Below are 22,400 nucleotides of genomic sequence, written 5' to 3' on the forward strand. Positions count from 1 at the left end.
AAGGCCGACAATCGGTGCCAACGACATTGGAAGGCAGGATTCGATGAGCATTCCGGAATACTTTCGGTACTGGGGCAAGGCGCGGCCACAGGACGGTGGCGAGGCCGGATATCACTTGCTGCCGTATCACTGCCTGGACGTCGCTGCCGTCGCAGCCGTCTGGTGGAATTCCAGTGCAAATCTCCGGCGTCAGTTCAAGGTGCTTGTCGATGACGAAATCGACGAACCCCAGTTGCGCGCCTGGATATTCTTCTTTGTCGCTTTGCACGACCTGGGCAAGTTCGACGTGCGGTTTCAAATGAAGTCTGCCGAGGCGCTCGCTGCGCTACGGCCAGAATGGCATGCAAAAGATTTGCCCTACCGCGCCGATGCCGAGCGATACGGACACGGAGAATATGGACTGCGCTGGTTCATCCGGGAGTATCCGAACCTGCTCGGCATGGACAAACAGAACGAGGAAGTCGTCGACGCGTGGGTGCCCTGGCTCGCAGCGGTCGCGGGACATCACGGCAAGGTGCCCCGCCACCGCGAGCGGGCGCGCCAGCCAGATGCAGAAGATTGGATCGTCCAGCGCGACCACGACGCCCGCCGCGCCTGGTTCGACACCCTCGAGGAAATCTTTCTCAAACCTTGCGACCTGAGTCTTGCCGACCTTCCGCCGCCGCTCCAGCGCGACGACGCCGCCTACCTTGCCGGCTTCTGCGCCATATGTGACTGGCTAGGCTCGAACGAGGAGTGGTTCGAATATCGCGCGAGTAGCGGGAATGTCGTAGCGTATTTCAACGAACGAGTCGCGAAGATCGAGCGCGAGCGCCTCATCGAACGATGCGGCCTGGCCGCCCACGCAGCGCCGTACCGTGGCGTGAAGGCCCTTCTCGGGGCTGAAGAGTCGCCGCGCCAGCTCCAGACTTTGGTCGACGAACTGCCTGTGAACGCCGGCCTGACGCTTGTAGAGGCACCGACCGGCTCGGGCAAGACCGAGACCGCCCTCGCCTATGCATGGAGGCTACTCGATGCCGGCATTGCCGACAGCATCGTCTTCGCCCTCCCCACTCAGGCGACGGCAAACGCGATGTGGGAGCGGCTCAACCGTTTTGCAGACACCCTTTTCGGGAAGGGCTCGAATCTCGTGCTGGCCCACGGCAAGGCGCGCTGGCATGAGGGCCACAGACACCTGAAAGAGGCCGCGCGGCAACGGAGCGCGCAGGAGGACGAGGACATTCGGGTCCAATGCGCGGAGTGGCTCGCTGAAAGCCGCAAGCGCGTCTTCCTCGGGCAGATCGGCGTGTGCACGATCGACCAGGTTCTGCTTTCCGTGCTCCCGCTGCGGCACAAGTTCGTCCGCGGTTTCGGAGTCATGAAATCCGTGCTGATCGTCGACGAAGTGCATGCCTACGATCACTACATGTACGGCTTGCTCGACGGCGTCCTGCGGCAACAGCGGCGAGGCGGCGGCAGCGCGATCCTCCTGTCCGCCACCCTGCCGCACGGCCAGCGTCGCCGCCTTTGTGAAGCTTGGGGGTCAACCGAACCGCCGGTCGCAGACGCGCCCTACCCGCTCCTCACACATGTCGATGCAACCGGCAGCGTTTCCTTCATCAAGCTGGAAGATCCCGTCCGGCACCCGCCGTCGCGCGCCGTCGCCATCGAAACCCTCGCGCTCGCGGGACTCCTTCCCGACGACGCGCTCATCTCGCGCGTCATCGCCGCCGCCCATGCGGGCGCCCGCGTCGCCATCGTCTGCAATCTGGTGAACGATGCGCAGAGACTCGCCGGCGCGCTACGCGCCGCGACCGACATCCCCATAGACCTCTTTCACGCTCGCTTCCGCTTCATCGACCGCCAGGCGCGCGAGCAGGCGGTGCTTGCACAATATGGCCGCGACGCCGCGCGGAACTCCGGGCGCATTCTCGTGGCGACGCAGGTGGTCGAGCAAAGCCTCGACCTCGACTTCGACTGGCTGATCACCCAGATCTGTCCGGTTGACCTGCTCTTCCAACGCATGGGGCGACTTCACCGCCACATGCGGGTGCGCCCGGGAGGTTTCGAAAGCCCGCATTGCACAATCCTCGCCCCACCGGATAACGACTACGGACTGCACAAGGTCGTCTACGGAAACACGCGCGTCCTGTGGCGCACGCAGCAGCTCATTGGCGCGGACAAAGTCTCGTTCCCAACGGCGTATCGCGAATGGATCGAACGCGTGTACGAGCGTGATGACTGGAGCGACGAACCCGAAAACATCGCCTTCGAATACGACAAGTTCCACGTCGAGCAGAAGGCCAAGTTCGACCACGCGCAAGTCATCGCGAACGACGACATGAATCCGCTCGCCGACAGCGACGAGAACGTCCGCGCCCTGACACGCGACGGCGAAATGTCGCTCTCGGTCGTCCTGATCGACGCCGAAGGCCGATTGATCGGAGAACGGGACCCCATCGACGAGGCGGATGAATGGGAACGGCGCGAGCGTATCGCCCTGAGCGCGGTGGGCGTACCTGCGAGTTGGAAGGGTTCCCTGCCCGAATCGGACGAAGACGGCCTGATCTGGTTAAAGGTCAGCCCGGTCTCGGATGGCGAATGGTTTGGTGTCGGCGTGAATGCCGGCTTTCGGTACAGCAGTGAATATGGTCTGGAAAAGGAGGAGGCGTGAATCTCTATACCGATGCGTGGATCCCCGTGCGTGGCAGCACAGTCCCGCTGAGCCTCAGGCAGTTGCTGTGCGAACCCGACGAGAGGCAGTTGTCGCTTCCTCGGGACGACTTGGAGCTCGCGTGCCTGCAACTCCTGATTTCGCTGGTGCAGGTCGCACTACCTCCGCCAGACCGGCAGTCTTGGCGCAAGCGGATGGAAACACCCCTTGCCGAGGCCGAGTACAACAATGCGGTCGCATCGCTTATGGAGTGGTTCGATCTCGACCACCCGACCCATCTGTTCATGCAGACACGCGGCGTTTCCGCGGCCGAACCCACACCGATCCAGAAGCTGATGGTCGGCCTACCCGAGGGCAACAATCACAGCTTCTTCAACGCTCCAGGCGAGGTGCAGCATCTTTCACCGGCTGCTACCGCTATCGCGCTGTTCAACCAGGCAGCCACCGCCCCGAACTTCGGCGGCGGGTTCAAGGGTGGCCTCCGCGGCACGCCGATCACCACTCTGGTGGCAGGGGATGATCTACGACAGACCGTCTGGCGCAACGTCCTCAGTGAGGAGCGCCTCCGGCGGATGCTGCCGTGGTACGAAGAGACGAAACGGCAAGCGCCGGTTTGGGTCGAGCCAATCCGGGAGAAGGAGAAGATTCAGTTCAACCAGATCGGTCTGCTGCGAGGGCTGTTCTGGCAGCCTGCGCACATCGAGTTGATCCGGTCGCCGGCTCCGGCAGTGTGTGATTTTCTTGGAGGCCCGGAGCAGTCGGGATATAGCGGCTTCAATAAGGAAAAATTCGTATTCGACGTCGTCGGCCTGTGGCCACATCTGCATAGTCCGAGCGAGTTCGAGATCAAGAAGGATGAGCGCAGCGACCGCTTTCTCGCCTTCACGACGACGGCACCGGCATGGACGCAGTGCTCTCGATTCCTTTTCAGTCAGGACGACGGCAAGTCCGGTCACCGCCCCGCAGCTGTCGTCGAGCAGTGGCGTGCGGATGGTAGCGGCGAGCTTCGGCTCATCGTCGGCGGATATCGGAACAAGCAGGCGTCGATCCTGCAGCGGCGGCACGAGTTCTTCAGCATCGGTGATGGCTGGCAAGACGAATGTGGCCAGGACGCGATCGAATGGGCGGTGAGTCGCGCGCTGGACTGCAAGAGCCTCTTGCGCGGCAAGCTCTATTCGGTGGTGAAGGGCAATCGCGAAAAGGGCATCAAGGCACTGGGCGTCGATATCCACGAGGCCGCCGAAAACCACTTCTACCAGCGGACCGAATCTCTAATCCACGCTTGGTTGCGCACCATGACCCGTGCCGAGCGGCGGGCGGAGAAGACTGCTCTGCTCGATCAACTCGCCGACCGCTGTCTGCAGATCTTCCAGGAAGCGACGCATCCCTACTGCCGCAATCCGGCACTGGTGCGCACTGTCGCGCTCGCCAGGCGCGGTCTTGCCGCGGAACTCAAGAAAATGAAGGAGGCCACCGCATCATGAGCGATAAGCAAACATTGGCACTGCCGGACTTCGTCGAGCTGTACAAGCGTTATCGCAGCATGGCAGACCGAGACGGCGACTTCCGTTCGCAACTCGGCAAACGCGTCGGCGCTCCGGACGAGTTGGGAATGCGTCCGGCCTTCTATAGGCTATTCCCAGGCACCCGCCCTCAGTCGTGGGCCGAACGCGTCGTCTTCTTTCTTCCGTTCTGCCGTCATGCAGACGATGCAAAGCCGCTCGGCGCACAACTGGCTGCCGAACGAGTATCCGAGGCACGTCTCTTTCAGGTCATCCGGGCCGATGAACCGAACGACCTGATCCAACTGCGGCGGCTTGTCCAGCATGTCGAGCCGTCCGTCGATTGGACCGAATTCGGACGCCTCCTGTATTTCTGGAACGAGCGCGCCAAGCGCACGCTGCTCGAAGACTTCTTCATCCATCAACCCGCCAAGGCGAAGTGAAAGGGAGCAAACATGAACAAGAATTTCATCAATTTCCACGTCCTGATTTCCCATAGCCCCTCGTGCCTGAACCGGGACGACATGAACATGCAGAAGACCGCGGTCTTCGGCGGCGTGCGCCGCGTGCGCGTTTCCAGCCAGAGCCTGAAGTATTGGCTGCGCAATAGCGACTACTACAAACGCATTTTTGGCAAGCCGTCTGTCCGCACCAAACGTCTCGATTTGGCAATTCCGTGGCTTGTCGAGGAACTTGGGAAGGAATTCGAGCCAGATCTGATTCGGAAGGCAGCCACTGCATTCGTGCGGTCGGCGAAGAAATCCGACGCAAGTGAGGTGGTTGATGTCGAGGAAGAGGAGGAAGGGAACGGAGCGAAGGGCGATAAGAAGTTGGCTGTTGCCCCGTGGGTAGTTGCCGAAATGAAAGTGATCTGCTCCGTTATCGAAGCTGTAGAACGTGATGGCCTAACGGACGATGAACGGGAAAAAGCGCTTAAGCGCGTTGGAAAAATGGTGGGCAAGGGTAATGACCGGCGGGCGCTGACTGAGGCCGACTGCCTTCGCGAAGGAATCGAGCAAAAAATCCAAAGGCATCTGAACGAAAGTTCTCAGGCCATTGCAACTGCACTGGGTTCTGCTATGGATGTTGCACTATCAGGCCGGATGGCTACGAGCGGTCTTATGACGTCCATCGACGGTGCACTTGCTGTGGCGCCTGCGATTACTACCCATGCCGCGGAGTCGGACATCGATTGGTTTACGGCGGTTGATGATCTTGTTGATGTGGGATCAGGTCACCTTGATACACAGGAGTTTTCGGCAGGTGTCTTTTATCGTTACGCGAGCCTGAACCTCCAGCAATTGCAGAATAACCTTGGCGGCGGGAGCCGTGACCAAGCACTGAAAGTTGCCGTGCATGCACTGCACCTTCTGGCCACGGTCGTACCGAGCGCCAAGCAGCAATCCTTCGCAGCTCACAATCTGGCCGACTTCGCCATGGTGAGTGTATCGGACCAACCGATTTCCCTCGCAAACGCCTTCGAGAGATCCGTCAAAAATCAAGACGGCTTCCTCAAGCCTTCTGTGACAGCGCTCCTGAGTTACTGGGACAAGATTCACCGTGGCTATGGAATAGACGAACGTACAGCGGTCTTTGATCTGACCGAAACTTCCGGTGGTCCCGGTGGCCCCGACTTGGCACGTAAAGCAACCTTGCCTGATCTCGAGAAGTGGCTATTGGGCGACGGTCTGGTTTGAGGTCCTGCCATGGCTAATTTCCTGATCCTGCAACTCGACGGCGTCCTGCAGGCGTGGGGCGACCATAGCTTCGAGGATTACCGACCCACGGTCGGCTTTCCGACCCGCTCGGGCCTGCTCGGACTGCTCGCGGCCTGTCTCGGCATCGACCGGGGAGATACCGCCGGCTTGACTGACCTGGACCACAGCGTCTGGTTCACCGTGAGGGCGGAAGATCGAAGCGAGGACGCGCCCGCCCATAAACTCACCGACTACCACACGGTCCTCGAAGCCCGGACTGTCGATATCCGCAAACCACGAAAGTTTCCGGTCGAATCTCGGCGCGAATACCTGTGCGATGCCATATTCAGCGTCGCAGTCGAGCAAGCCGGCGCTGTAGTCACGCTCGACCACATTGCCGCCGCCCTGCAGCGCCCAGTATTCACGCCGAGCCTCGGCCGCCGCTCCTGCCCCTTGTCACGACCGCTGTTCGCTGCACGACTAGCGGCTGATAACCCGGCCCACGCCTTGCAGCTCTGGTCTCCGCGCGGCGGAACGCTTTACAGCGACTCCCCGGCACTCGCCAGCGACCGAGAGTTGCGCCTGCGCGACGTTCCCCGCTACGGGCGGGTGCGGCAATTCGGCACGCGGCGCGTGTTCGTCAGCGTCGAAGGAGCAGGCCATGTACCTGAGTAAAGTGCAGCTCGACTGGAAGGACACGCGCAATCCCTACGACTGGCATCGTGCCTTATGGCGCCTGTTTCCCGAGCAACCCGAGGAGAAGCGGGCCTTCCTCTTTCGGGTCGAACAGCAGCGCCCGGGACAAGGCGCACTGATCCTACTGCAGTCGCCCACAGCTCCTTATCCCTACGACGCCGCCACGCGCGTCATTGCCGAGCCCAAACGGCTCGACCTCTCGGCCATGACGGAAGGGTTATCGCTGCGCTTCCGGCTGATGGCGAATGTCATCAAGACCATTCGTGACAGCGAGGATACTGAGCGGCCCATCCGTGTCCCGTTGATCAAGGAAGAGCAGCAACTGGAATGGCTGAGGCGCAAGCTTGCCGATTCGGCGGTGATTGAAGCCGTGACGATCACACCGAACACGCCGCTTTTCTTCAGGCGGAAGGGACAGGCTGGCAAACTCGCGACGATCACCTTCGATGGACGGCTACGCGTTTTCGATCCAGACGGCTTTCAGCGTTTGATGGAGAGCGGCGTCGGTGCCGCGAAGAGCTTCGGTTGCGGCCTACTGAGCGTGGCACGCGGCGCATGACGAAGCCCATGGCGAGGCGGGAAGCCCCAGAAATTGTGCTATCTTTTGATAGCACAGTTCCTCGGGAGGCCACTATGGAAACCTTCACCGTCCGCGACCTGCGCGAGCGCACCGGGGAGCTGATCCGCGGTGCCGAGGCGGGCAAACTGTCCGTCGTCACCAAGCACGGCAACCCGGTCTTCGTTGCCGTGCCCTTCGACGACGCCTTGCTGGAAAGCGGGGTGCGGACTTCGCTGGCAATCAAGCTGTTCGACGAGGGCACGCTGACGCTGGCGCAGGCCGCGAAGTTTGCCGGACTGGGCATTGAGGAGATGATCGAACGCATGGGCGCTGCGGGCGTCGCGGTCGTGCAGCAGACGCCGAACGAGCTCAACGATGAGCTCGACGTGATCGCAAATCATGGTCGCCGCCGATAGCGGCCCGCTGATCGCATTGGCCCGACTGGATCTGCTCCGGTTGCTGCCCCGCCATTTCGACGAAGTACTGGTTCCGGGCGAAGTGTTCGCCGAATGCACCGTCCATCCGCAGCGCCCCGGCGCTCGGGCCATTCTCTCAGCGCGCGAGTCCGGATTGTTCGAGTGCGTCGAGGTGACCGGCACGGAGCAGTTCGCCGCCGATCATCTGCTCGACGCGGGCGAAGCGGCTGCGCTGATCCTCGCGCGCGACCGCGCCTGCCCTGCCCTCGTCGATGAACGCAAAGGGCGACGCGTCGCCCGCCAGCTGGGCATACCGGTCGTGGGCACCGTCGGGATACTCCTTGTCGCGCGCAAGGCCGGCGATGTCGACGCCCTGGCTCCGCTTTTCGATGCGCTGTCCTCGTTCGGATATCGCGTGCCGACCGATCTGATGTGCGAAGCGTTGCGCCGCGCAGGAGAAATCTGAACGTGCTGCCACCCCTCAAACCCATCGCCATCAAGGAGCGGATGTCGATCGTCTTCGTCGAGCGCGGCGAGATCGACGTCATCGATGGCGCCTTCGTGCGAGTCGACTGCGAAGGTGAACGTGTCCGTCCGGTCCTCACGCATATTCCGGTGGGTGGGGTTGCCTGCATCATGCTGGAACCCGGCACGCGGGTATCCCATCGGGCGGCAGCGCTCGCGGCACGGGTCGGGACACTGCTTGTGTGGGTCGGCGAGGCCGGTGTCCGGCTCTATTCGTCCGGCCAGCCGGGCGGGGCGCGCGCCGATCGGCTGCTCTATCAGGCCAAGCTCGCGCTCGATGAAACGCTGCGACTGAAAGTCGTACGCAAGATGTACGCCCTGCGCTTCGGCGAAGAGCCGCCGGCGCGGCGCAGCGTCGAACAGTTGCGCGGCATCGAAGGGGCGCGCGTGCGGCGCACCTACCAGTTGCTTGCGCAGAAATTCGGCGTCAAATGGTCCGGGCGCGACTACAACCCGGAAAACTGGGACGTCTCGGACCTCCCCAACCGCTGCCTGTCATCGGCCACAGCGGCGCTCTATGGCGTGACCGAAGCCGCCGTGCTCGCCGCGGGCTACGCGCCCGCAGTCGGATTCATCCACACGGGCAAGCCGCTGTCCTTCGTCTACGACGTGGCCGACATCTACAAATTCGAAACGGTCGTCCCCGCCGCCTTCAAGGTCGCCGCGAGCGAACCCGGCAATCCGGAACGCGCCGTTCGCCTCGCCTGCCGTGACATCTTCCGGCAAACGAAACTCCTGGAACGCATCATCCCGGACATCGAGGAGATCCTCGCCGCCGGGGAAATCCCTCGTCCCGATCCCCCCGAAAACGCTGTCGGACCCGCCATCCCCAACCCGGAAAGCCTCGGCGATGCTGGTCATCGTGCTTGAAAACGCGCCGCCGCGCCTGCGCGGCCGGCTGGCCGTGTGGCTGCTGGAAATCCGCGCCGGCGTTTATGTCGGAAACTACTCGCGCAAAGTACGCGAACACATCTGGGCGCAAGTCGAAGACGGCATCGAGGACGGCAACGCCGTGATGGCTTGGCACACGAACAACGAAGCCGGCTTCGAATTCCAGACCCTCGGCGCCAACCGCCGCCTGCCGGCAGACTGGGACGGCGTACGGCTGGTAAGCTTTCATCCGGAAGCCGACAATCCCGATCTTTAACAACCCGAAAATTCGATCGGCATCGCAAATCGTTGGTAGAATTTTCCGCTTCGAAATTTCCATGTGAATTCATGGAGATGGAAGAAGTGCGTTCCCCACGGGCGTGGGGATGAACCGGACGTAGACGAAGCGGCGCGTCGCGCGCTTCTGCGTTCCCCACGGGCGTGGGGATGAACCGAGTTCGAGGTTTCGTCCCACAGAGGAAACTCCGCGTTCCCCACGGGCGTGGGGATGAACCGGGGCCGTGCGTTTTGGTGAGCCGGCCGTAGGGGCGTTCCCCACGGGCGTGGGGATGAACCGTGACGAACTTCGAAAAGCGCGAGAGCTGGTCTGCGTTCCCCACGGGCGTGGGGATGAACCGACATGGCAATCAATTACGCAAAATTCTTCTCCGCGTTCCCCACGGGCGTGGGGATGAACCGAGCTTCGGCCTGCCGGACAGCGTCGTGCATCAGCGTTCCCCACGGGCGTGGGGATGAACCGCCCGTAAGCCAGCAGGAAAAACGGCTTCAGCAGCGTTCCCCACGGGCGTGGGGATGAACCGGCGCCGAACTCTCGCCCCTTGCGCTTCGGGCAGCGTTCCCCACGGGCGTGGGGATGAACCGGTCGTGTGGCTCGTTTGGGGCAATAAAGGGGGGCGTTCCCCACGGGCGTGGGGATGAACCGGTCGAGCGGTCGCCACCGGTCAAGGTCGAGCCGCGTTCCCCACGGGCGTGGGGATGAACCGAACTCGTCGTGCGTGTGGCGCGCGAATCGACCGCGTTCCCCACGGGCGTGGGGATGAACCGCGCTGCTGCCAGATCGGCAGCAGGTATTCGTAGCGTTCCCCACGGGCGTGGGGATGAACCGGTCCGCGAGGCCGCCGTCGCAGCCGTTCGCAAGCGTTCCCCACGGGCGTGGGGATGAACCGGGCATGGGCTGGAGCCCGGATGGTGCGCGGGAGCGTTCCCCACGGGCGTGGGGATGAACCGACAACCATTCGAACACACCACACGCGGCAACGGCGTTCCCCACGGGCGTGGGGATGAACCGGTGGCGTTCGGCGCGGCGGCGGTGTCGGTTTTGCGTTCCCCACGGGCGTGGGGATGAACCGATGGCCCCGGAGGAGCTATGCCGGCATGTGAAGCGTTCCCCACGGGCGTGGGGATGAACCGATCGGTTCCGCGCTCGGCCAGACCTTCAAGGGGCGTTCCCCACGGGCGTGGGGATGAACCGGCGGCGTTCTTCGGGCCGCGCCGCGCGACCTTGCGTTCCCCACGGGCGTGGGGATGAACCGTCCGGCGGCGCCCTCGCGTCGGCCAGCAAGGAGCGTTCCCCACGGGCGTGGGGATGAACCGCACTACCTCACCCAGGCCCCGCGCCTGAGCCCGCGTTCCCCACGGGCGTGGGGATGAACCGCGTGTGGGACGTGGATCCGCTCCAAGTCACCCGCGTTCCCCACGGGCGTGGGGATGAACCGGCCCCGGCTACAGCCTCGAAGACCGCGCGCCCCGCGTTCCCCACGGACGTGGGGATGAACCGGCGAGGCGTTCCGCCTCAGCGGGCGTGAGACGGCGTTCCCCACGGGCGTGGGGATGAACCGAAATCCGACAGATGGAGAAAGCAGCATGAAGCGCGTTCCCCACGGGCGTGGGGATGAACCGCGCGACGGGCGGCCACCCGCTCCCGCGCCGCCGCGTTCCCCACGGGCGTGGGGATGAACCGGCTGATTGCTCATTGCCGGGCTCCACTCTCAAGCGTTCCCCACGGGCGTGGGGATGAACCGGCGGCCTGGGCGGCGGTGCGCGATGCGCGTCAGCGTTCCCCACGGGCGTGGGGATGAACCGCGCTACCACGACGAGGTGATGGCCTGGATGCGGCGTTCCCCACGGGCGTGGGGATGAACCGTTAGACCGGGGCGTGCGGCCCCTGTCCCGTCCTGCGTTCCCCACGGGCGTGGGGATGAACCGACCACATCCAAGACTCGCCGCGCCGATCTCTTGCGTTCCCCACGGGCGTGGGGATGAACCGGGCTCAACAACATCAACAGCCAGATGGCTGCGGCGTTCCCCACGGGCGTGGGGATGAACCGGCATCGGTGATGCTGCCGCCGTTGAGCGTGACGCGTTCCCCACGGGCGTGGGGATGAACCGCTGGTCGAGTCCGGGGTTGAGGTCTCGGGCACGCGTTCCCCACGGGCGTGGGGATGAACCGCCTCTCGCACCCGCTGCACGAAGGCGCGCATAGCGTTCCCCACGGGCGTGGGGATGAACCGACCCTCGGAATGAGCCCCCGCGCCCAGTCAATCGCGTTCCCCACGGGCGTGGGGATGAACCGGTCTTGTTCGTCATGAACACCCTCCCGGATGGGCGTTCCCCACGGGCGTGGGGATGAACCGGCTGCGACGAAGATATCGCGTGGCGGTGCATTGCGTTCCCCACGGGCGTGGGGATGAACCGCGGTTTGCCCGTCACGATTTCGCCCGCCTCGAGCGTTCCCCACGGGCGTGGGGATGAACCGACCTCCACGGAATGCACTGGTGCGACGTGCACGCGTTCCCCACGGGCGTGGGGATGAACCGCATCGAGGATGCTGGTGCGCGCAGCAACTTCGGCGTTCCCCACGGGCGTGGGGATGAACCGCTTTTGCCGTTGCCCTTGCGCCCGGTAACGAGGCGTTCCCCACGGGCGTGGGGATGAACCGTTTCTTCCAGCCCCCCAACTGTTGCAGCGCGTGCGTTCCCCACGGGCGTGGGGATGAACCGTTGTCGACGATGAGTTCCTGCTGCAGGTCGAGGCGTTCCCCACGGGCGTGGGGATGAACCGGCCGAGGACGAGGCTGGTATCGATGCCCTTCTCGCGTTCCCCACGGGCGTGGGGATGAACCGTCGTCGTTCCACCGATCTGATAGACCTCGACGGCGTTCCCCACGGGCGTGGGGATGAACCGGAATAGGACCTGTCGCGACACTGAGCGGATGCGCGTTCCCCACGGGCGTGGGGATGAACCGATGCGGAGCAACCTCACACCCACGTTGTTGCCGCGTTCCCCACGGGCGTGGGGATGAACCGTGGCAGGCGTGGCAGCCGGCGGCGAAGATGTCGCGTTCCCCACGGGCGTGGGGATGAACCGCTAAATTTCCGAGCGAAAAAAAGCCCGCTCAGGCGTTCCCCACGGGCGTGGGGATGAACCTTGCCCGAGATGTACGGGATCTCGATCTCGCCTGCGTTCCCCACGGGCGTGGGGATGAACCGAAGAGGGGGTGAGCATGAAAGACGCATGCCGGGCGTTCCCCACGGGCGTGGGGATGAACCGTTCTTCGAGTGGCTGGCGACATGGGCGGTCATCGCGTTCCCCACGGGCGTGGGGATGAACCGACTCCTGCACAACGCTGCTTTGCCGTGGGCTCGCGTTCCCCACGGGCGTGGGGATGAACCGTATCAATGCGCGACTGAGCCACAATCGCCGCCGCGTTCCCCACGGGCGTGGGGATGAACCGCCGACTGCGGTTTTACCCGATAGTTCTCTTCCGTGTTCCCCACGGGCGTGGGGATGAACCGAACTCGTCGTCGCTCGCGCAATTGCCCATGTCGCGTTCCCCACGGGCGTGGGGATGAACCGAGATCCGGCCCGAGCTGATCGAGGATGCGCAAGCGTTCCCCACGGGCGTGGGGATGAACCGACTATTTTCAATCAGGCCGGCATAGGATCGAAGCGTTCCCCACGGGCGTGGGGATGAACCGCTCATCCGCAATTTGGGTTTTGCTGCCCGCGTCGCGTTCCCCACGGGCGTGGGGATGAACCGGATTCAACAGTTACTGGCGGGACGAGCCGGTCAGCGTTCCCCACGGGCGTGGGGATGAACCGGCGGGCTGATCATCTGGTGTGGTGCGTAACTAGCGTTCCCCACGGGCGTGGGGATGAACCGCCAAATCTTGGTGTTCCCTCTAGTGCAGCGCGGCGTTCCCCACGGGCGTGGGGATGAACCGCCAATCGGCCACGGCTTGCCGGCGGTCGGGTCGCGTTCCCCACGGGCGTGGGGATGAACCGGCGCCGTGGGGTTGATCGGAGCGACCGGAGAAGCGTTCCCCACGGGCGTGGGGATGAACCGAGCCCGCGAGGTAGGCCGCTGGATCGCGAAGCGCGTTCCCCACGGGCGTGGGGATGAACCGCAGTTCTACTTTCCCGGCCAGCCGAGCCTCGCCGCGTTCCCCACGGGCGTGGGGATGAACCGGGTACTTTTGGGAAACGTCCCATGATGGCGCTGCGTTCCCCACGGGCGTGGGGATGAACCGCCTTGATCGTCATGGCCGGCGCGCTGCTCGCGCTCGTTCCCCACGGGCGCGGTGTCGGGGTAAACGGAACGAATGTGACGAAGGTTCCCCGTACACTGGGGCGAACTCCCATCAGAGTACGATCATGGTCAACCACGTGCGATGATGCCTTCTCGAAGAATGCTCGCGCGAGTGTTACGCCCATGAATACCTTGGTAACTGCGTCACGACGCCACCGACTTCGTGAATGTCAGCCTCGGTGGGGCGCAGTCGGTGCGGTGGCTCTGACGCTTATGTCGCCCGGCCCCGCACAGGCGCAGCAGATGCCAGTCATCGCCGTCGACGTTGGCCACACCCTCGCCGCCCCCGGCGCCATCAGCGCGCGCGGCCGCACCGAATTCGCGTTCAACCGTGAGCTGGCCGGGCGCGTCGTTGAGGCGCTCGAACGCCTCGGTCTGCGCGCCGAACTGATCAACGCCGACGGGCGCATCGAATCGTTGCAGGCCCGGCCGGCCCGCGCCGCCGACGCGGATTTCCTGATTTCGATCCACCACGACTCGGTCAGCGGGCGCTACCTCACGCCGTGGGACTGGCAGGGAATGCCGCTGGATTTCAGCGACCTGTGGGCGGGCCACTCGCTCTTCGTGTCACGCGACAATCCGGACCCCGGTGCGAGCCTGACGTGCGCGTCGGCGATCGGTCTGCGGCTGCAGCGCGCCGGCTTCGTCCCCACGGACAAGAACCGCATCCGCCGCGACACGGCCGACGCGCAGCTTGCGATCCACTATTACGACAATCTCGTCGTGCTGTACCGCGCCCGCCAGCCTGCGGTGTTGTTCGAGGCCGGCGTGATCAAGCACCGCGACGAGGAACTGCTGCTGCGCGATCCGGACCGCCAGCAGCGCATGGCTGGGGAGATCGCCACCGGCATCGCCGCCTGCGTCACGGCCGGCGGCATCGCGACCGCGCATCGGGCGGGCTGAGGCGGACAGCGAATCGCCCGGTGCCGCGGGGTGAACTACTTCAGGCTGGCGAGATACTGGACGACGGACTCGATGTTCTGTTCGCCGAGCTGGCCGACAGCGGCGCTCATCTCCGCGTTGGTGCGCTCGCCGCTGCGCGCGAGGTAGCGCTTGAGGCTCAAGCGCAGGTATGTCGGCTGCTGGCCCGCGATGCGCGCGAAGGTCTCGGTGCCGTAGCCGGTCGCCTGGTGACACGCCACGCACAGGCGCTTGTAATGATCGGCCCCGGCGGCAGCGGCGGGCGGCGGCGGGGTGACGGCTGGGGCCGCCGGCTGGTTCGCGTAGAACAGCGCGATGGCGGCCTTCTCGCGGTCGCCCAGGACCTTCATCAGACCCTGCATGAACTCGTTGCGGCGCTTGCCCGAAAGGAAGGCGTCGATCTGGCTGACGACGTAGACGGGGCTCTGACCGGCGAGGTTGGGAACCTCGGGGTTGCGGGCGATGCCCTTGTCGCCGTGGCAGTTCTTGCAGAAGAAGGCGGCCGTGTCGCCTTCGCGAACGAGCGTTGCACGGGTTGCGGAATCGGTCGCGGCCTTGCCGATCAGTTGCATCACCGCGTCGTTGCCGGCGAATGCCGTACCGGTGGCGGCGCCGATCAGTAGCGCCGCGACGAGAGCCAGACGGCTCCGGATCATGTTCGTTTCCCCCGCGAAAAATGGCGGGCCGGGACGGCTCGCGGTCATGCCGGCGGCAAGAGGGCCGTCGTCAAAGACCGGCATTTGAGCATGGTTTCAGGTCCCCGGTCCACGGGGATGCCGGCGCGCGCTCAGACGAAGACCGGCTCGGGCTCCAGGTGCACGCCGAAGCGGGCGAAGACGTCGGCCTGTATCGCCCGTGCAATGCGCTCCACGTCGGCCCCCGTCGCGCCCCCGCGATTGACGAGCACCAGCGCCTGCTGCTCGTAGGCGCCGACGGGGCCGAGGTCGCGTCCCTTCCAGCCGCAGCGGTCGATCAGCCAGCCGGCCGCGAGCTTGAAGCGCCCGTCGGGCTGCGTGTAGCGCGGCAGGTCGGGATGGGCGGCGTCGAGGCGCGCCAGCGCGTCGGCGTCGACGACGGGGTTCTTGAAGAAGCTGCCGGCGTTGCCGATGCGCGCGGGATCGGGCAGCTTGCGCCGGCGGATCGCGATGACGGCGTCCGACACGTCCAGCGCGGACGGCGCGGCGATGCCCCGCACGGCGAGTTCGCGCGCCACGTCGGCGTAGCCGGTGACCGGCTGCCAGCACTTGGGCAGGCGGAAAGTGACGGAGGTGATCAGCGCGCGGCCCGCCAGTTCCCGCTTGAACACGCTGTCGCGGTAGGCGAAGCGACACTCGGCTCCAGCGAGCCGCAGCGTCGCGCCCGTTTCCAGCGAAACCGCCTGCAGACCGTGGAAGCGCTCCGCCACCTCGAGCCCGTAGGCGCCGATGTTCTGCACCGGGGCGGCACCGACCGTGCCGGGAATGAGGGACAGGTTCTCCAGGCCGGGCCAGCCCTGCGCGAGCGTCCAGCGCACGAAATCGTGCCAGTTCTCGCCCGCGCCGGCCTCGACGTACCACGCGTTGACGTCCTCGCCGACGAGGCGGCGTCCGGCGATCCCGACCTTCAGCACGAGTCCGGGGAAATCGCGCGTCAGCACGAGATTGCTGCCGCCACCGAGGATCAGGCGCGGCAGCGTCCATTCGGGGCCCGCAATCAGCGCGGCCAGCTGGGCGGCATCCTCGATCGTCGCGAGCCGGGCGGCACGCGCCGGCAGGCCGAAGGTGTTGAAGGGGCGCAGGTCGGCATCGGACACGAGCGCCGGCGCGGGCGGGAGCGCGTCATTTCGCACGGGCGAGCGCCTCGGTTGCAGTCGGTTCGATGGGAAAGATGCGATCGTAGGCGAGATTGAAGACGAAGGCGTAGATCACGTACGCCGTCGCCAGTCCGAGGTCGGCCACCAGCGCCTCCAGCCAGGCCATGCCGGTCCACGCCATGATGACCGGCAGGGTCATCAGCAGCAGCCCGCCCTCGAAACCGAGCGCGTGCAGCGCGCGCACGCCGAACGGCCGGCGGTCGGCGGTGCGCCCGGTGATGCGCCCTTCGATGACGTCGAAGACGGTGTTGTAGAGCGCGTTCCAGAGCGCGGCGATCAGCGCGGCGATCGCGAGGAGGCCCAGCGAATCGCCCATCGGCACGCCGCTCAGCCACGCGAACGGCGGCGTGATGAGCACCAGGCCACCGGCCTCGAACAGGATCACCTGGCGGGCGCGGTCCCAAAAGGAGCGGAGTTTGGGGGGGGGTGCGGTCAAGACGGCTACTCGGCGGGACGACCCGAGAAGATAGAACCTCGCCCCGCCAAAATCAACCGCTGCACCGCAACAAATTTCGCCGCGTCAATCGCGACTCATTGCCTCTCGCCGTCCTGGCCGAAGGGCCTGCGACGTCGCTGTTGTTGCTGCTGCTCTTCGTCGCCCCCGCGGCGATTGTCTTGCTGCTGCGCCTCCCGCTGCTCGAGGCGCTCGCGAAACCTCCCGATCTGGTTGCGCTGCTGCTCGGCCTGCTGTTGTTGCTGCTGCTGGATCTGCATCTGACGCTGCTGCTGAACCTGCGCCTCGCGTTCCCGCTGCTCCATCTGCTGGCGCAGCGCGTCACGTCGGCGTTCCTGCTCCTGCGCCTGCGCGGCCTGCTGACGGCTGCGTTCTTCGCGCAACTGCTCGAACTGCTGCTGGCGACGCGCCTCACGCTCGCCCGCCTCCTGCTGGCGCTGCTGCTCCAGCTGCTGACGCAGCGAATCGCGCCGGCGCTCCTGCTCCTGTGCCTGAACCTGCTGACGCTCGCGTTCGGCGCGTTGCTGCTCGATCTGCTGACGCTGCACCTCCAACCGCTGCAGGCGTTCGTCCCGGCGCGGGGCGACTTCCTCGCGCTGGGCGCGGCTCGCCTCGTCACGTTGCTGCTCCAGCCGATCGCGCAGCGACGAGCGCTGGCGCTGCTGCCCTTCCTGCTGCGCGGCGGCTTCGCGGCGCGCCTGCTCGTCACGGTCGCGAGCGTTCTGTTGTTGACGCAACGCTTCCAGACGCTCCTGGCGAATCTGGTCGCGCCGCCCATCCTGCGAGTCGCCCAGGAGCGGACGCTGACGTTGCGGGTCCTGTTGTTGTTGCTGTTGCTGCTCGCGCAGCTGCCGCAGGCCCTCGGCGAATCGCCCCTGGCGAGGATCGGGCCGTTGCTGGCCCTCCTGCTGCCGAACCTCGGCCGGCTGCACCGCGCGCACGCGCGTGCCGTCCTGGCGCACCACTTCGCGCACCGGGAAACCGCGCCGTTCCCATTCCATGAGACGGTGTTCGCGGCGGTTATCGGCGTCGAGCGTGACCGGCGTGGGCGGGCGCAGGATGCGTTCCGACACCCGCGTCACCGCGTCGCTGCGATCGCGGAAGGCATAGCGCACCTGCCGGGGGGTCTTCACCACGCGGTCGATCTCGACGATGTTGGTGACCTGCGTGATATTCACCTGGCGCACGTAGGTCGGGCTGTAGCGGTAAGGCGGGACGAACACCTCGCGCGGGGCGAGCGGGAACCAGCCGACGTTGGGCAGGCCGGAAGAATAGGTGATGCTCACGCCCGGCGTGCCGATCCACGCGACCAGCGCCGGCGCATAGACGGGGCGGGCGATGTAGCTGCCGGGCACCCAGGCCCAGGAGCCGCGGATGCGCACCCAGCGGCCATAATGGAAGGGCGCGAAGCCCCACGGCGCATCATCGACCCAGGTCCAGCCCCAGGGGGCGACCGAGACCCAGTGGCCGTAGCGGTACGGCGCCCAGCCGTAAGGCACGCTGCGCGGGAACCACACCGGACCGTAGTCGTCGTATTCGCGCCAGTCGCCGTAGTCGTACAGGTCCTCGGCGCCCGTCATCTCCGGCGAGACATATCGATTGCGCGCGACGCGGTCATCGCGTTCGTCGCGTGCGAAGGACCACGCCATGAAAGCGTCCTCGTCCGGGTCGTCCCACTGCACATCGCCCGGGCCGTCGCTCCACAACTGGGCACGGCGCCCCTCGGTCACGGCGATCTGGCGGTCGGCGGTGCGGAAGTCGATGTGGCCGCGGTGGTTGCTCACCAGGGTCGCGGAGCCGAGGAAGTCGACGCGGTACTGTCCCGGCTCGGCCGGCAGGGCGATGCCGTCGCGCGTCTCGACTTCGATCGCATCCTCGCGGTCGGCGCTGCGGATACGCATCGCGACGCTGCCTTCCTTGAGCTTCACGCGGATGCGATCCTCGTCGAGGCGACGCACCTCGACCGAGGTTGCCTGATCGAGGCGCAGCACGCTCGATCCGATACGCACTTCGGCGCGTGCGTCGGGCTGCGTGGCGAGTTCGTCCCCCGTCGTGATCGGCAGGTTCACGCCCGCACGCACCCAGTCGCGGGCGCCGTCGCGCCGCAGGGCGACTTCGCCCTCGACGACGGACAGACGCCCCACCCGTGCGGGCGGGTCGGCGAGCGCCGTGCCGCTCGCGCCCGTCAGGGCCAGCATCAGCGGCACGAAAAGCGCCAGGCGCAGGATTTTCATCAGGTCGCTGACCATCTCGGTGTTACTCCGGACTACCCCCTCCCGGGGAGGACGGACCCTGCGCGCTTCATACCCATAACCGGCGCAGGGGTTCCTGAGTATTCAACGGCCATGCCGCGCCGTTGCCGACACCCCACACAAATCCTTTCAATTCTGCGGGCGCTGGCGATCCGCCGTGGCCCCGCCCTGGGCATCCGGCGCCGGGACCAGCGGGCGCACTTCGCCCGTCGCCATGCCTGCATCCGTGTTGCCTCGGACCGGCGGCTCGTCCGCGCCGCCCTCGCCTTCGGGCACGGTCTTGGTCGCGGGCACGCGCGCCGGTTCCGGATCGACGACGGGATGGCTCAGGTAGGGCGTCAGGGTCGGTGCCATCGACCGCAGGATCTGCACCGGCAGGCCGGAGGTGAACTTGAACGACGCGGCGTCGGGCCCGATCACGTACGCAGTCAGGGTGCCGAAGTGACGCGGGCCGAGGTAGAAGACGAAGGTCGCGGTGCGGTTCATCGCGATGCCGCCCTTGACCTGGCCACGCCCGCCCGAGATCACGATGCGGTTGTCGCCGGTGCCGGTCTTGCCGCCGACCGCGAGCGGGGTGCCGTCGGGCGCGGTGAAGGCGCCGGCGAGGCGCCGTGCGGTGCCGCCCTCGACGACCTCGGACAAGGCGCTGCGCAGCGCCGTTGCGACTTCGGCGGACATCACGCGCTCGCCCTCGCTCGGCCGACGCGCGAACATGGTGTCGTAGGGCGTGCCGGCAGCGAAATGCAGGCGGTCGATACGCTCGGTCGGCAGCCGCACGCCCCCGTTGACGATGATGCCCATCAGCTCGGCAAGCGCCGCGGGGCGGTCGCCGGAGCTGCCCAGCGCCGTCGCGAGCGAGGGCACGAGGCGGTTGAACGGGTAGCCGAGCCGCGCCCAGCGGCGGTGGATGTCGAGGAAGGCCTCGACTTCGAGGATCGTGTAGATGCGTGTGTCCTGCGCCCCCTTGTAGCGCGTGCGGAACAGCCAGCGGTACACGGCCTGGCGCTCGGCCTTGCTCGCGGCGATCGTCTCGTCGAAGCTCGCCTCCGGGTGGTTGGCGAGGTAGCCGGCGAGCCACAGTTCCAGCGGATGCACGCGCGCGATGAAGCCCTGGTCGGGCAGGTCGAAGGTGCCCGGGGCGTAGCGCTTGTACAGGGACGCGAGCCGGTCCGCGCCCAGCTCCGCGGCCGGCAGGCGCTCCGTGACGAAGGCCGAGAAGGTCTTGAGATCGGCGTCGGGATTCAGATAGCGGTACGCCGCGGCGAGGCGGTCGGCCGTGGGGCGCAGGCCGTCCATGAAGGTCGCGCGGATTTTCTCCGGGCTCTGGCCCTTGTACTTGCGCCAGAAGCGCCGCATGAAGACCTGCGCCTCGCGGTCGGCGAACTTGGCGAGATACTCGCTGCGGCGCGGATCGTCGTCGTCCTGCAGCAGCTTCGCGGTGCTGCCGGGCACCTCGTACATCGTATGGCGCACGATGTCGCGCATCAGGCGCACGAACGGCAGGTTGATCGAGGCCTGCAGCGCCTGGCGGATCGTCGGCACGCGGCCGTTGTCTTCCTTGCGGAAGTTGTTGAAGGTGTGGAGCCCGCCGCCGGTGAAGAAGGCCTCGCCGGGGCTGGCCGAATAGGTGCGTTCGAGCGCCGCCTCGAGCATCGCGGGGAGGTTGCGGTCCTGCGCGCCGATCAGGTAATCGATCGCCCAGCGCTTGATGTGGTCGTGGCTGTCGACCTGGACCGCACGCAACTCCGCGACCGATTGCGACGCATGGCGCTGGTGCAGTTCGGAGATGAGTTCGAGGTAGGTCGCGAGCACCCGCAGCTTCGCGGTGGAACCGAGCTCGAGCTTGCTGCCCTCGTTGATGTCGAGCGGCTGATCGGTGGTGTCGGTCTGCACGCGCACGCGGTTGCCGCCGGCGGTGCGCTCGAACAGCGTGAAGCTGTAATGCACCTTGTCGAGCTGGGTGGGGGTGAGCAGGTGCTCGCCGATGAGGCCCACATTGCGGCCGAAATCGGGCTCGGCGAGCCGTTGCAGGTATTCGGTGACGACTTCCTGAAGTTTGCCGTCCAGCGTCGTCGACGCCCGCAGGTCGAGGCGGTCGAGCTCGTACAGCGACACGTCGAGCATGCCGGCGATGCGCGTGCGCACCAGCGTCGACCCCTTGTCCGCCGCGACCGGTACGCGCGCCGGATCGACTGCGGGATCGCGGAACGCGAGTTTCGCCTTGAGTCCCGCATCGCGCAGGCCCGCGCCGATCAGCCCGCCTTCGGCAAGGATGCGCAAGTGCGCGTCGGTGAGCTTCGCGAGGTCGTCGCGGCCGCGGCCGAGGTAGTACGAGGGGCGGCGGTGCGCAATCATCAGCGCGAGCACCTGGCGCAGCGCGAGGCCCTGTTCGGCAAGCCCCTCGCCGGCCGCCTCGTCCTGCGCGAGCACCCGGTTCACGTGCGCGAAGTCGGCGCCGAACCACACCCACAGGCCGTCGCCCAGTCCATGCACTTCGCCATACACGGGGGCGGCCGAAAGCGGCACGGTGTTGAGGTAGTCGAGCACCAGCGAGCGCCGCACCGGCATCGTATCCGCGCCGTCGCGATACGCGCGCACGCTCGCCGACACCATCTGGCGCAGCTTCTCGCGCGGGGAATGCGTGACGCCGTCGGGCGAATGGCGGTACTTCTCGATCTGCGTCGCCAGCGTGCTGCCGCCCGGGGTGTTGAGGTCCTCGTCCACGACCTTGACGAGCTGCGCGAAGAGCGCACGGCCGAAGCGCGCCCAGTCGACGGCCGGGTTCATGTGCGCGCGCTTCGGGTCGAGCAGGTCGCGGTTCTCGATGAACAGCAGGCTCTGCACGACGCGCGCGGGGACGCTCTCGAAGGTGTCGTAGTGGCGGATCGGGTAGCGCGTCGCGTACAGCGAGTCGCCGCGCGCGTCGCTCACCGCGAGGCCGGTTTGCGTCTTTTCCGGGTAGGGCGGGAAATAGCCGCGCCCGGCGTAGTCGAACAGCGCGTCGGAGAAACGCGCCTGGCGCTCGATCGCGAAATCGCGTGTGGCGAGGCGCTCGGAGAATTCGTTCAGCTGCGTGTAGCCGAGGCGCTGGTCGAAGGGCCCGTGCTCGGGGAAGCGGATCGCATGGCTCGGACCGGGTTGCACTTCCCAGGTGAGCTTCGCGGCGTAGCGCGGGATCTCGCGCGACTGCAGCCACGAGGTCTCGCTTTCGTAGTACGCCGCCACGCCGGCGACGACGATCGCCAGGAAACACAGCCAGAACAGTGTGCGCCGCAGCGCCCTGAACCACCCCCGCCGTTGCGGTTTGTCGTTGCTGGTGTTACCTGACACGTCGACGCCCGGATGCATGTGATGCCGGGATTATCCAGCATCGGCACGCCTTTCCGATACGCAT

16 protein-coding genes and 1 CRISPR repeat array are annotated in these 22,400 nt (G+C 66.0%); of the genes, 11 read left to right on the plus strand and 5 right to left on the minus strand.

The genetic code is table 11. The features are described from left to right. Positions 1-43 precede the first annotated feature (43 nt). The 11 genes from cas3 (at position 44) to CDA09_RS21100 (ending at position 14,430) form a co-directional block, all read left to right on the plus strand. On the plus strand, positions 44-2,653 hold the full coding sequence (gene cas3, locus CDA09_RS21050; RefSeq protein ID WP_121430435.1) for a CRISPR-associated helicase/endonuclease Cas3: 2,610 nt from the start codon (positions 44-46) through the stop codon (positions 2,651-2,653). Next, positions 2,650-4,137: a type I-E CRISPR-associated protein Cse1/CasA gene (gene casA / locus CDA09_RS21055; protein ID WP_164844452.1), complete on the plus strand. Its 1,488-nt coding sequence runs from the start codon at positions 2,650-2,652 to the stop codon at positions 4,135-4,137. The genes cas3 and casA overlap by 4 nt, the downstream gene beginning before the upstream one ends. Continuing rightward, positions 4,134-4,598: a type I-E CRISPR-associated protein Cse2/CasB gene (gene casB / locus CDA09_RS21060; RefSeq protein ID WP_217351266.1), complete on the plus strand. Its 465-nt coding sequence runs from the start codon at positions 4,134-4,136 to the stop codon at positions 4,596-4,598. The genes casA and casB overlap by 4 nt, the downstream gene beginning before the upstream one ends. Positions 4,599-4,610: 12 nt before the next feature. Further along, positions 4,611-5,852 (plus strand): type I-E CRISPR-associated protein Cas7/Cse4/CasC, encoded by a 1,242-nt coding sequence (gene cas7e / locus CDA09_RS21065; RefSeq protein WP_121430437.1) that lies wholly within the window; start codon positions 4,611-4,613, stop codon positions 5,850-5,852. Positions 5,853-5,861: 9 nt separating this feature from the next. Continuing rightward, positions 5,862-6,527 (plus strand): type I-E CRISPR-associated protein Cas5/CasD, encoded by a 666-nt coding sequence (gene cas5e, locus CDA09_RS21070; protein WP_121430438.1) that lies wholly within the window; start codon positions 5,862-5,864, stop codon positions 6,525-6,527. Then, positions 6,514-7,107 (plus strand): type I-E CRISPR-associated protein Cas6/Cse3/CasE, encoded by a 594-nt coding sequence (cas6e, locus tag CDA09_RS21075; protein WP_121430439.1) that lies wholly within the window; start codon positions 6,514-6,516, stop codon positions 7,105-7,107. Before cas5e ends, cas6e begins: the two co-directional genes overlap by 14 nt. A 74-nt stretch (positions 7,108-7,181) precedes the next feature. Beyond that, a complete protein-coding gene (locus CDA09_RS21080; protein ID WP_121430440.1) occupies positions 7,182-7,523 on the plus strand; it encodes a DUF7317 family protein in 342 nt (113 codons plus the stop codon). Continuing rightward, the gene (locus CDA09_RS21085; RefSeq protein WP_121430441.1) at positions 7,507-7,989 is read left to right on the plus strand and encodes a PIN domain-containing protein; all 483 of its coding nucleotides are present in this window, start codon (positions 7,507-7,509) and stop codon (positions 7,987-7,989) included. The genes CDA09_RS21080 and CDA09_RS21085 overlap by 17 nt, the downstream gene beginning before the upstream one ends. A gap of 2 nt (positions 7,990-7,991) precedes the next feature. Further along, on the plus strand, positions 7,992-8,918 hold the full coding sequence (gene cas1e / locus CDA09_RS21090; RefSeq protein ID WP_121430442.1) for a type I-E CRISPR-associated endonuclease Cas1e: 927 nt from the start codon (positions 7,992-7,994) through the stop codon (positions 8,916-8,918). Further along, on the plus strand, positions 8,899-9,195 hold the full coding sequence (gene cas2e / locus CDA09_RS21095) for a type I-E CRISPR-associated endoribonuclease Cas2e (RefSeq protein WP_121430443.1): 297 nt from the start codon (positions 8,899-8,901) through the stop codon (positions 9,193-9,195). The genes cas1e and cas2e overlap by 20 nt, the downstream gene beginning before the upstream one ends. 88 nt (positions 9,196-9,283) lie before the next feature. Next, a CRISPR array of direct repeats spans positions 9,284-13,468; the repeat unit is 29 nt; unit sequence GCGTTCCCCACGGGCGTGGGGATGAACCG. Between the two features lie 272 nt (positions 13,469-13,740). Next, positions 13,741-14,430, plus strand: coding sequence for an N-acetylmuramoyl-L-alanine amidase family protein (locus CDA09_RS21100; protein WP_286164499.1), 690 nt, complete (start codon positions 13,741-13,743; stop codon positions 14,428-14,430). A 35-nt stretch (positions 14,431-14,465) separates the two neighbouring features. Here CDA09_RS21100 and CDA09_RS21105 read toward each other — a convergent pair whose 3' ends face one another. The 5 genes from CDA09_RS21105 to CDA09_RS21125 form a co-directional block, all read right to left on the minus strand. Beyond that, the gene (locus CDA09_RS21105; RefSeq protein WP_121430445.1) at positions 14,466-15,104 is read right to left on the minus strand and encodes a c-type cytochrome; all 639 of its coding nucleotides are present in this window, start codon (positions 15,102-15,104) and stop codon (positions 14,466-14,468) included. A gap of 131 nt (positions 15,105-15,235) precedes the next feature. Continuing rightward, positions 15,236-16,276, minus strand: a complete 1,041-nt coding sequence (murB, locus tag CDA09_RS21110) for a UDP-N-acetylmuramate dehydrogenase (protein ID WP_121430446.1) — start codon at positions 16,274-16,276, stop codon at positions 15,236-15,238. Further along, positions 16,266-16,736, minus strand: coding sequence for a PACE efflux transporter (locus CDA09_RS21115; protein ID WP_121430447.1), 471 nt, complete (start codon positions 16,734-16,736; stop codon positions 16,266-16,268). Before CDA09_RS21115 ends, murB begins: the two co-directional genes overlap by 11 nt. A gap of 95 nt (positions 16,737-16,831) precedes the next feature. Further along, positions 16,832-19,003, minus strand: coding sequence for a DUF6600 domain-containing protein (locus CDA09_RS21120; RefSeq protein ID WP_121430448.1), 2,172 nt, complete (start codon positions 19,001-19,003; stop codon positions 16,832-16,834). 132 nt (positions 19,004-19,135) lie between these two features. Then, the gene (locus tag CDA09_RS21125) at positions 19,136-22,354 is read right to left on the minus strand and encodes a transglycosylase domain-containing protein (RefSeq protein ID WP_121430449.1); all 3,219 of its coding nucleotides are present in this window, start codon (positions 22,352-22,354) and stop codon (positions 19,136-19,138) included. Positions 22,355-22,400: the final 46 nt, after the last annotated feature.

This window comes from Azoarcus sp. DN11 (assembly GCF_003628555.1).
Classification (GTDB): domain Bacteria; phylum Pseudomonadota; class Gammaproteobacteria; order Burkholderiales; family Rhodocyclaceae; genus Aromatoleum.

Bases quoted from the DNA above. Each gene is read 5' to 3' on its own strand.
- cas3 (WP_121430435.1), top strand. From the start codon at position 44: ATGAGCATTCCGGAATACTTTCGGTACTGGGGCAAGGCGCGGCCACAG.
- casB (WP_217351266.1), top strand. From the start codon at position 4,134: ATGAGCGATAAGCAAACATTGGCACTGCCGGACTTCGTCGAGCTGTAC.
- cas7e (WP_121430437.1), top strand. From the start codon at position 4,611: ATGAACAAGAATTTCATCAATTTCCACGTCCTGATTTCCCATAGCCCC.
- cas5e (WP_121430438.1), top strand. From the start codon at position 5,862: ATGGCTAATTTCCTGATCCTGCAACTCGACGGCGTCCTGCAGGCGTGG.
- cas6e (WP_121430439.1), top strand. From the start codon at position 6,514: ATGTACCTGAGTAAAGTGCAGCTCGACTGGAAGGACACGCGCAATCCC.
- CDA09_RS21080 (WP_121430440.1), top strand. From the start codon at position 7,182: ATGGAAACCTTCACCGTCCGCGACCTGCGCGAGCGCACCGGGGAGCTG.
- CDA09_RS21085 (WP_121430441.1), top strand. From the start codon at position 7,507: ATGGTCGCCGCCGATAGCGGCCCGCTGATCGCATTGGCCCGACTGGAT.
- cas2e (WP_121430443.1), top strand. From the start codon at position 8,899: ATGCTGGTCATCGTGCTTGAAAACGCGCCGCCGCGCCTGCGCGGCCGG.
- CDA09_RS21100 (WP_286164499.1), top strand. From the start codon at position 13,741: ATGTCGCCCGGCCCCGCACAGGCGCAGCAGATGCCAGTCATCGCCGTC.
- CDA09_RS21105 (WP_121430445.1), bottom strand. From the start codon at position 15,104: ATGATCCGGAGCCGTCTGGCTCTCGTCGCGGCGCTACTGATCGGCGCC.
- CDA09_RS21120 (WP_121430448.1), bottom strand. From the start codon at position 19,003: ATGGTCAGCGACCTGATGAAAATCCTGCGCCTGGCGCTTTTCGTGCCG.
- CDA09_RS21125 (WP_121430449.1), bottom strand. From the start codon at position 22,354: ATGCATCCGGGCGTCGACGTGTCAGGTAACACCAGCAACGACAAACCG.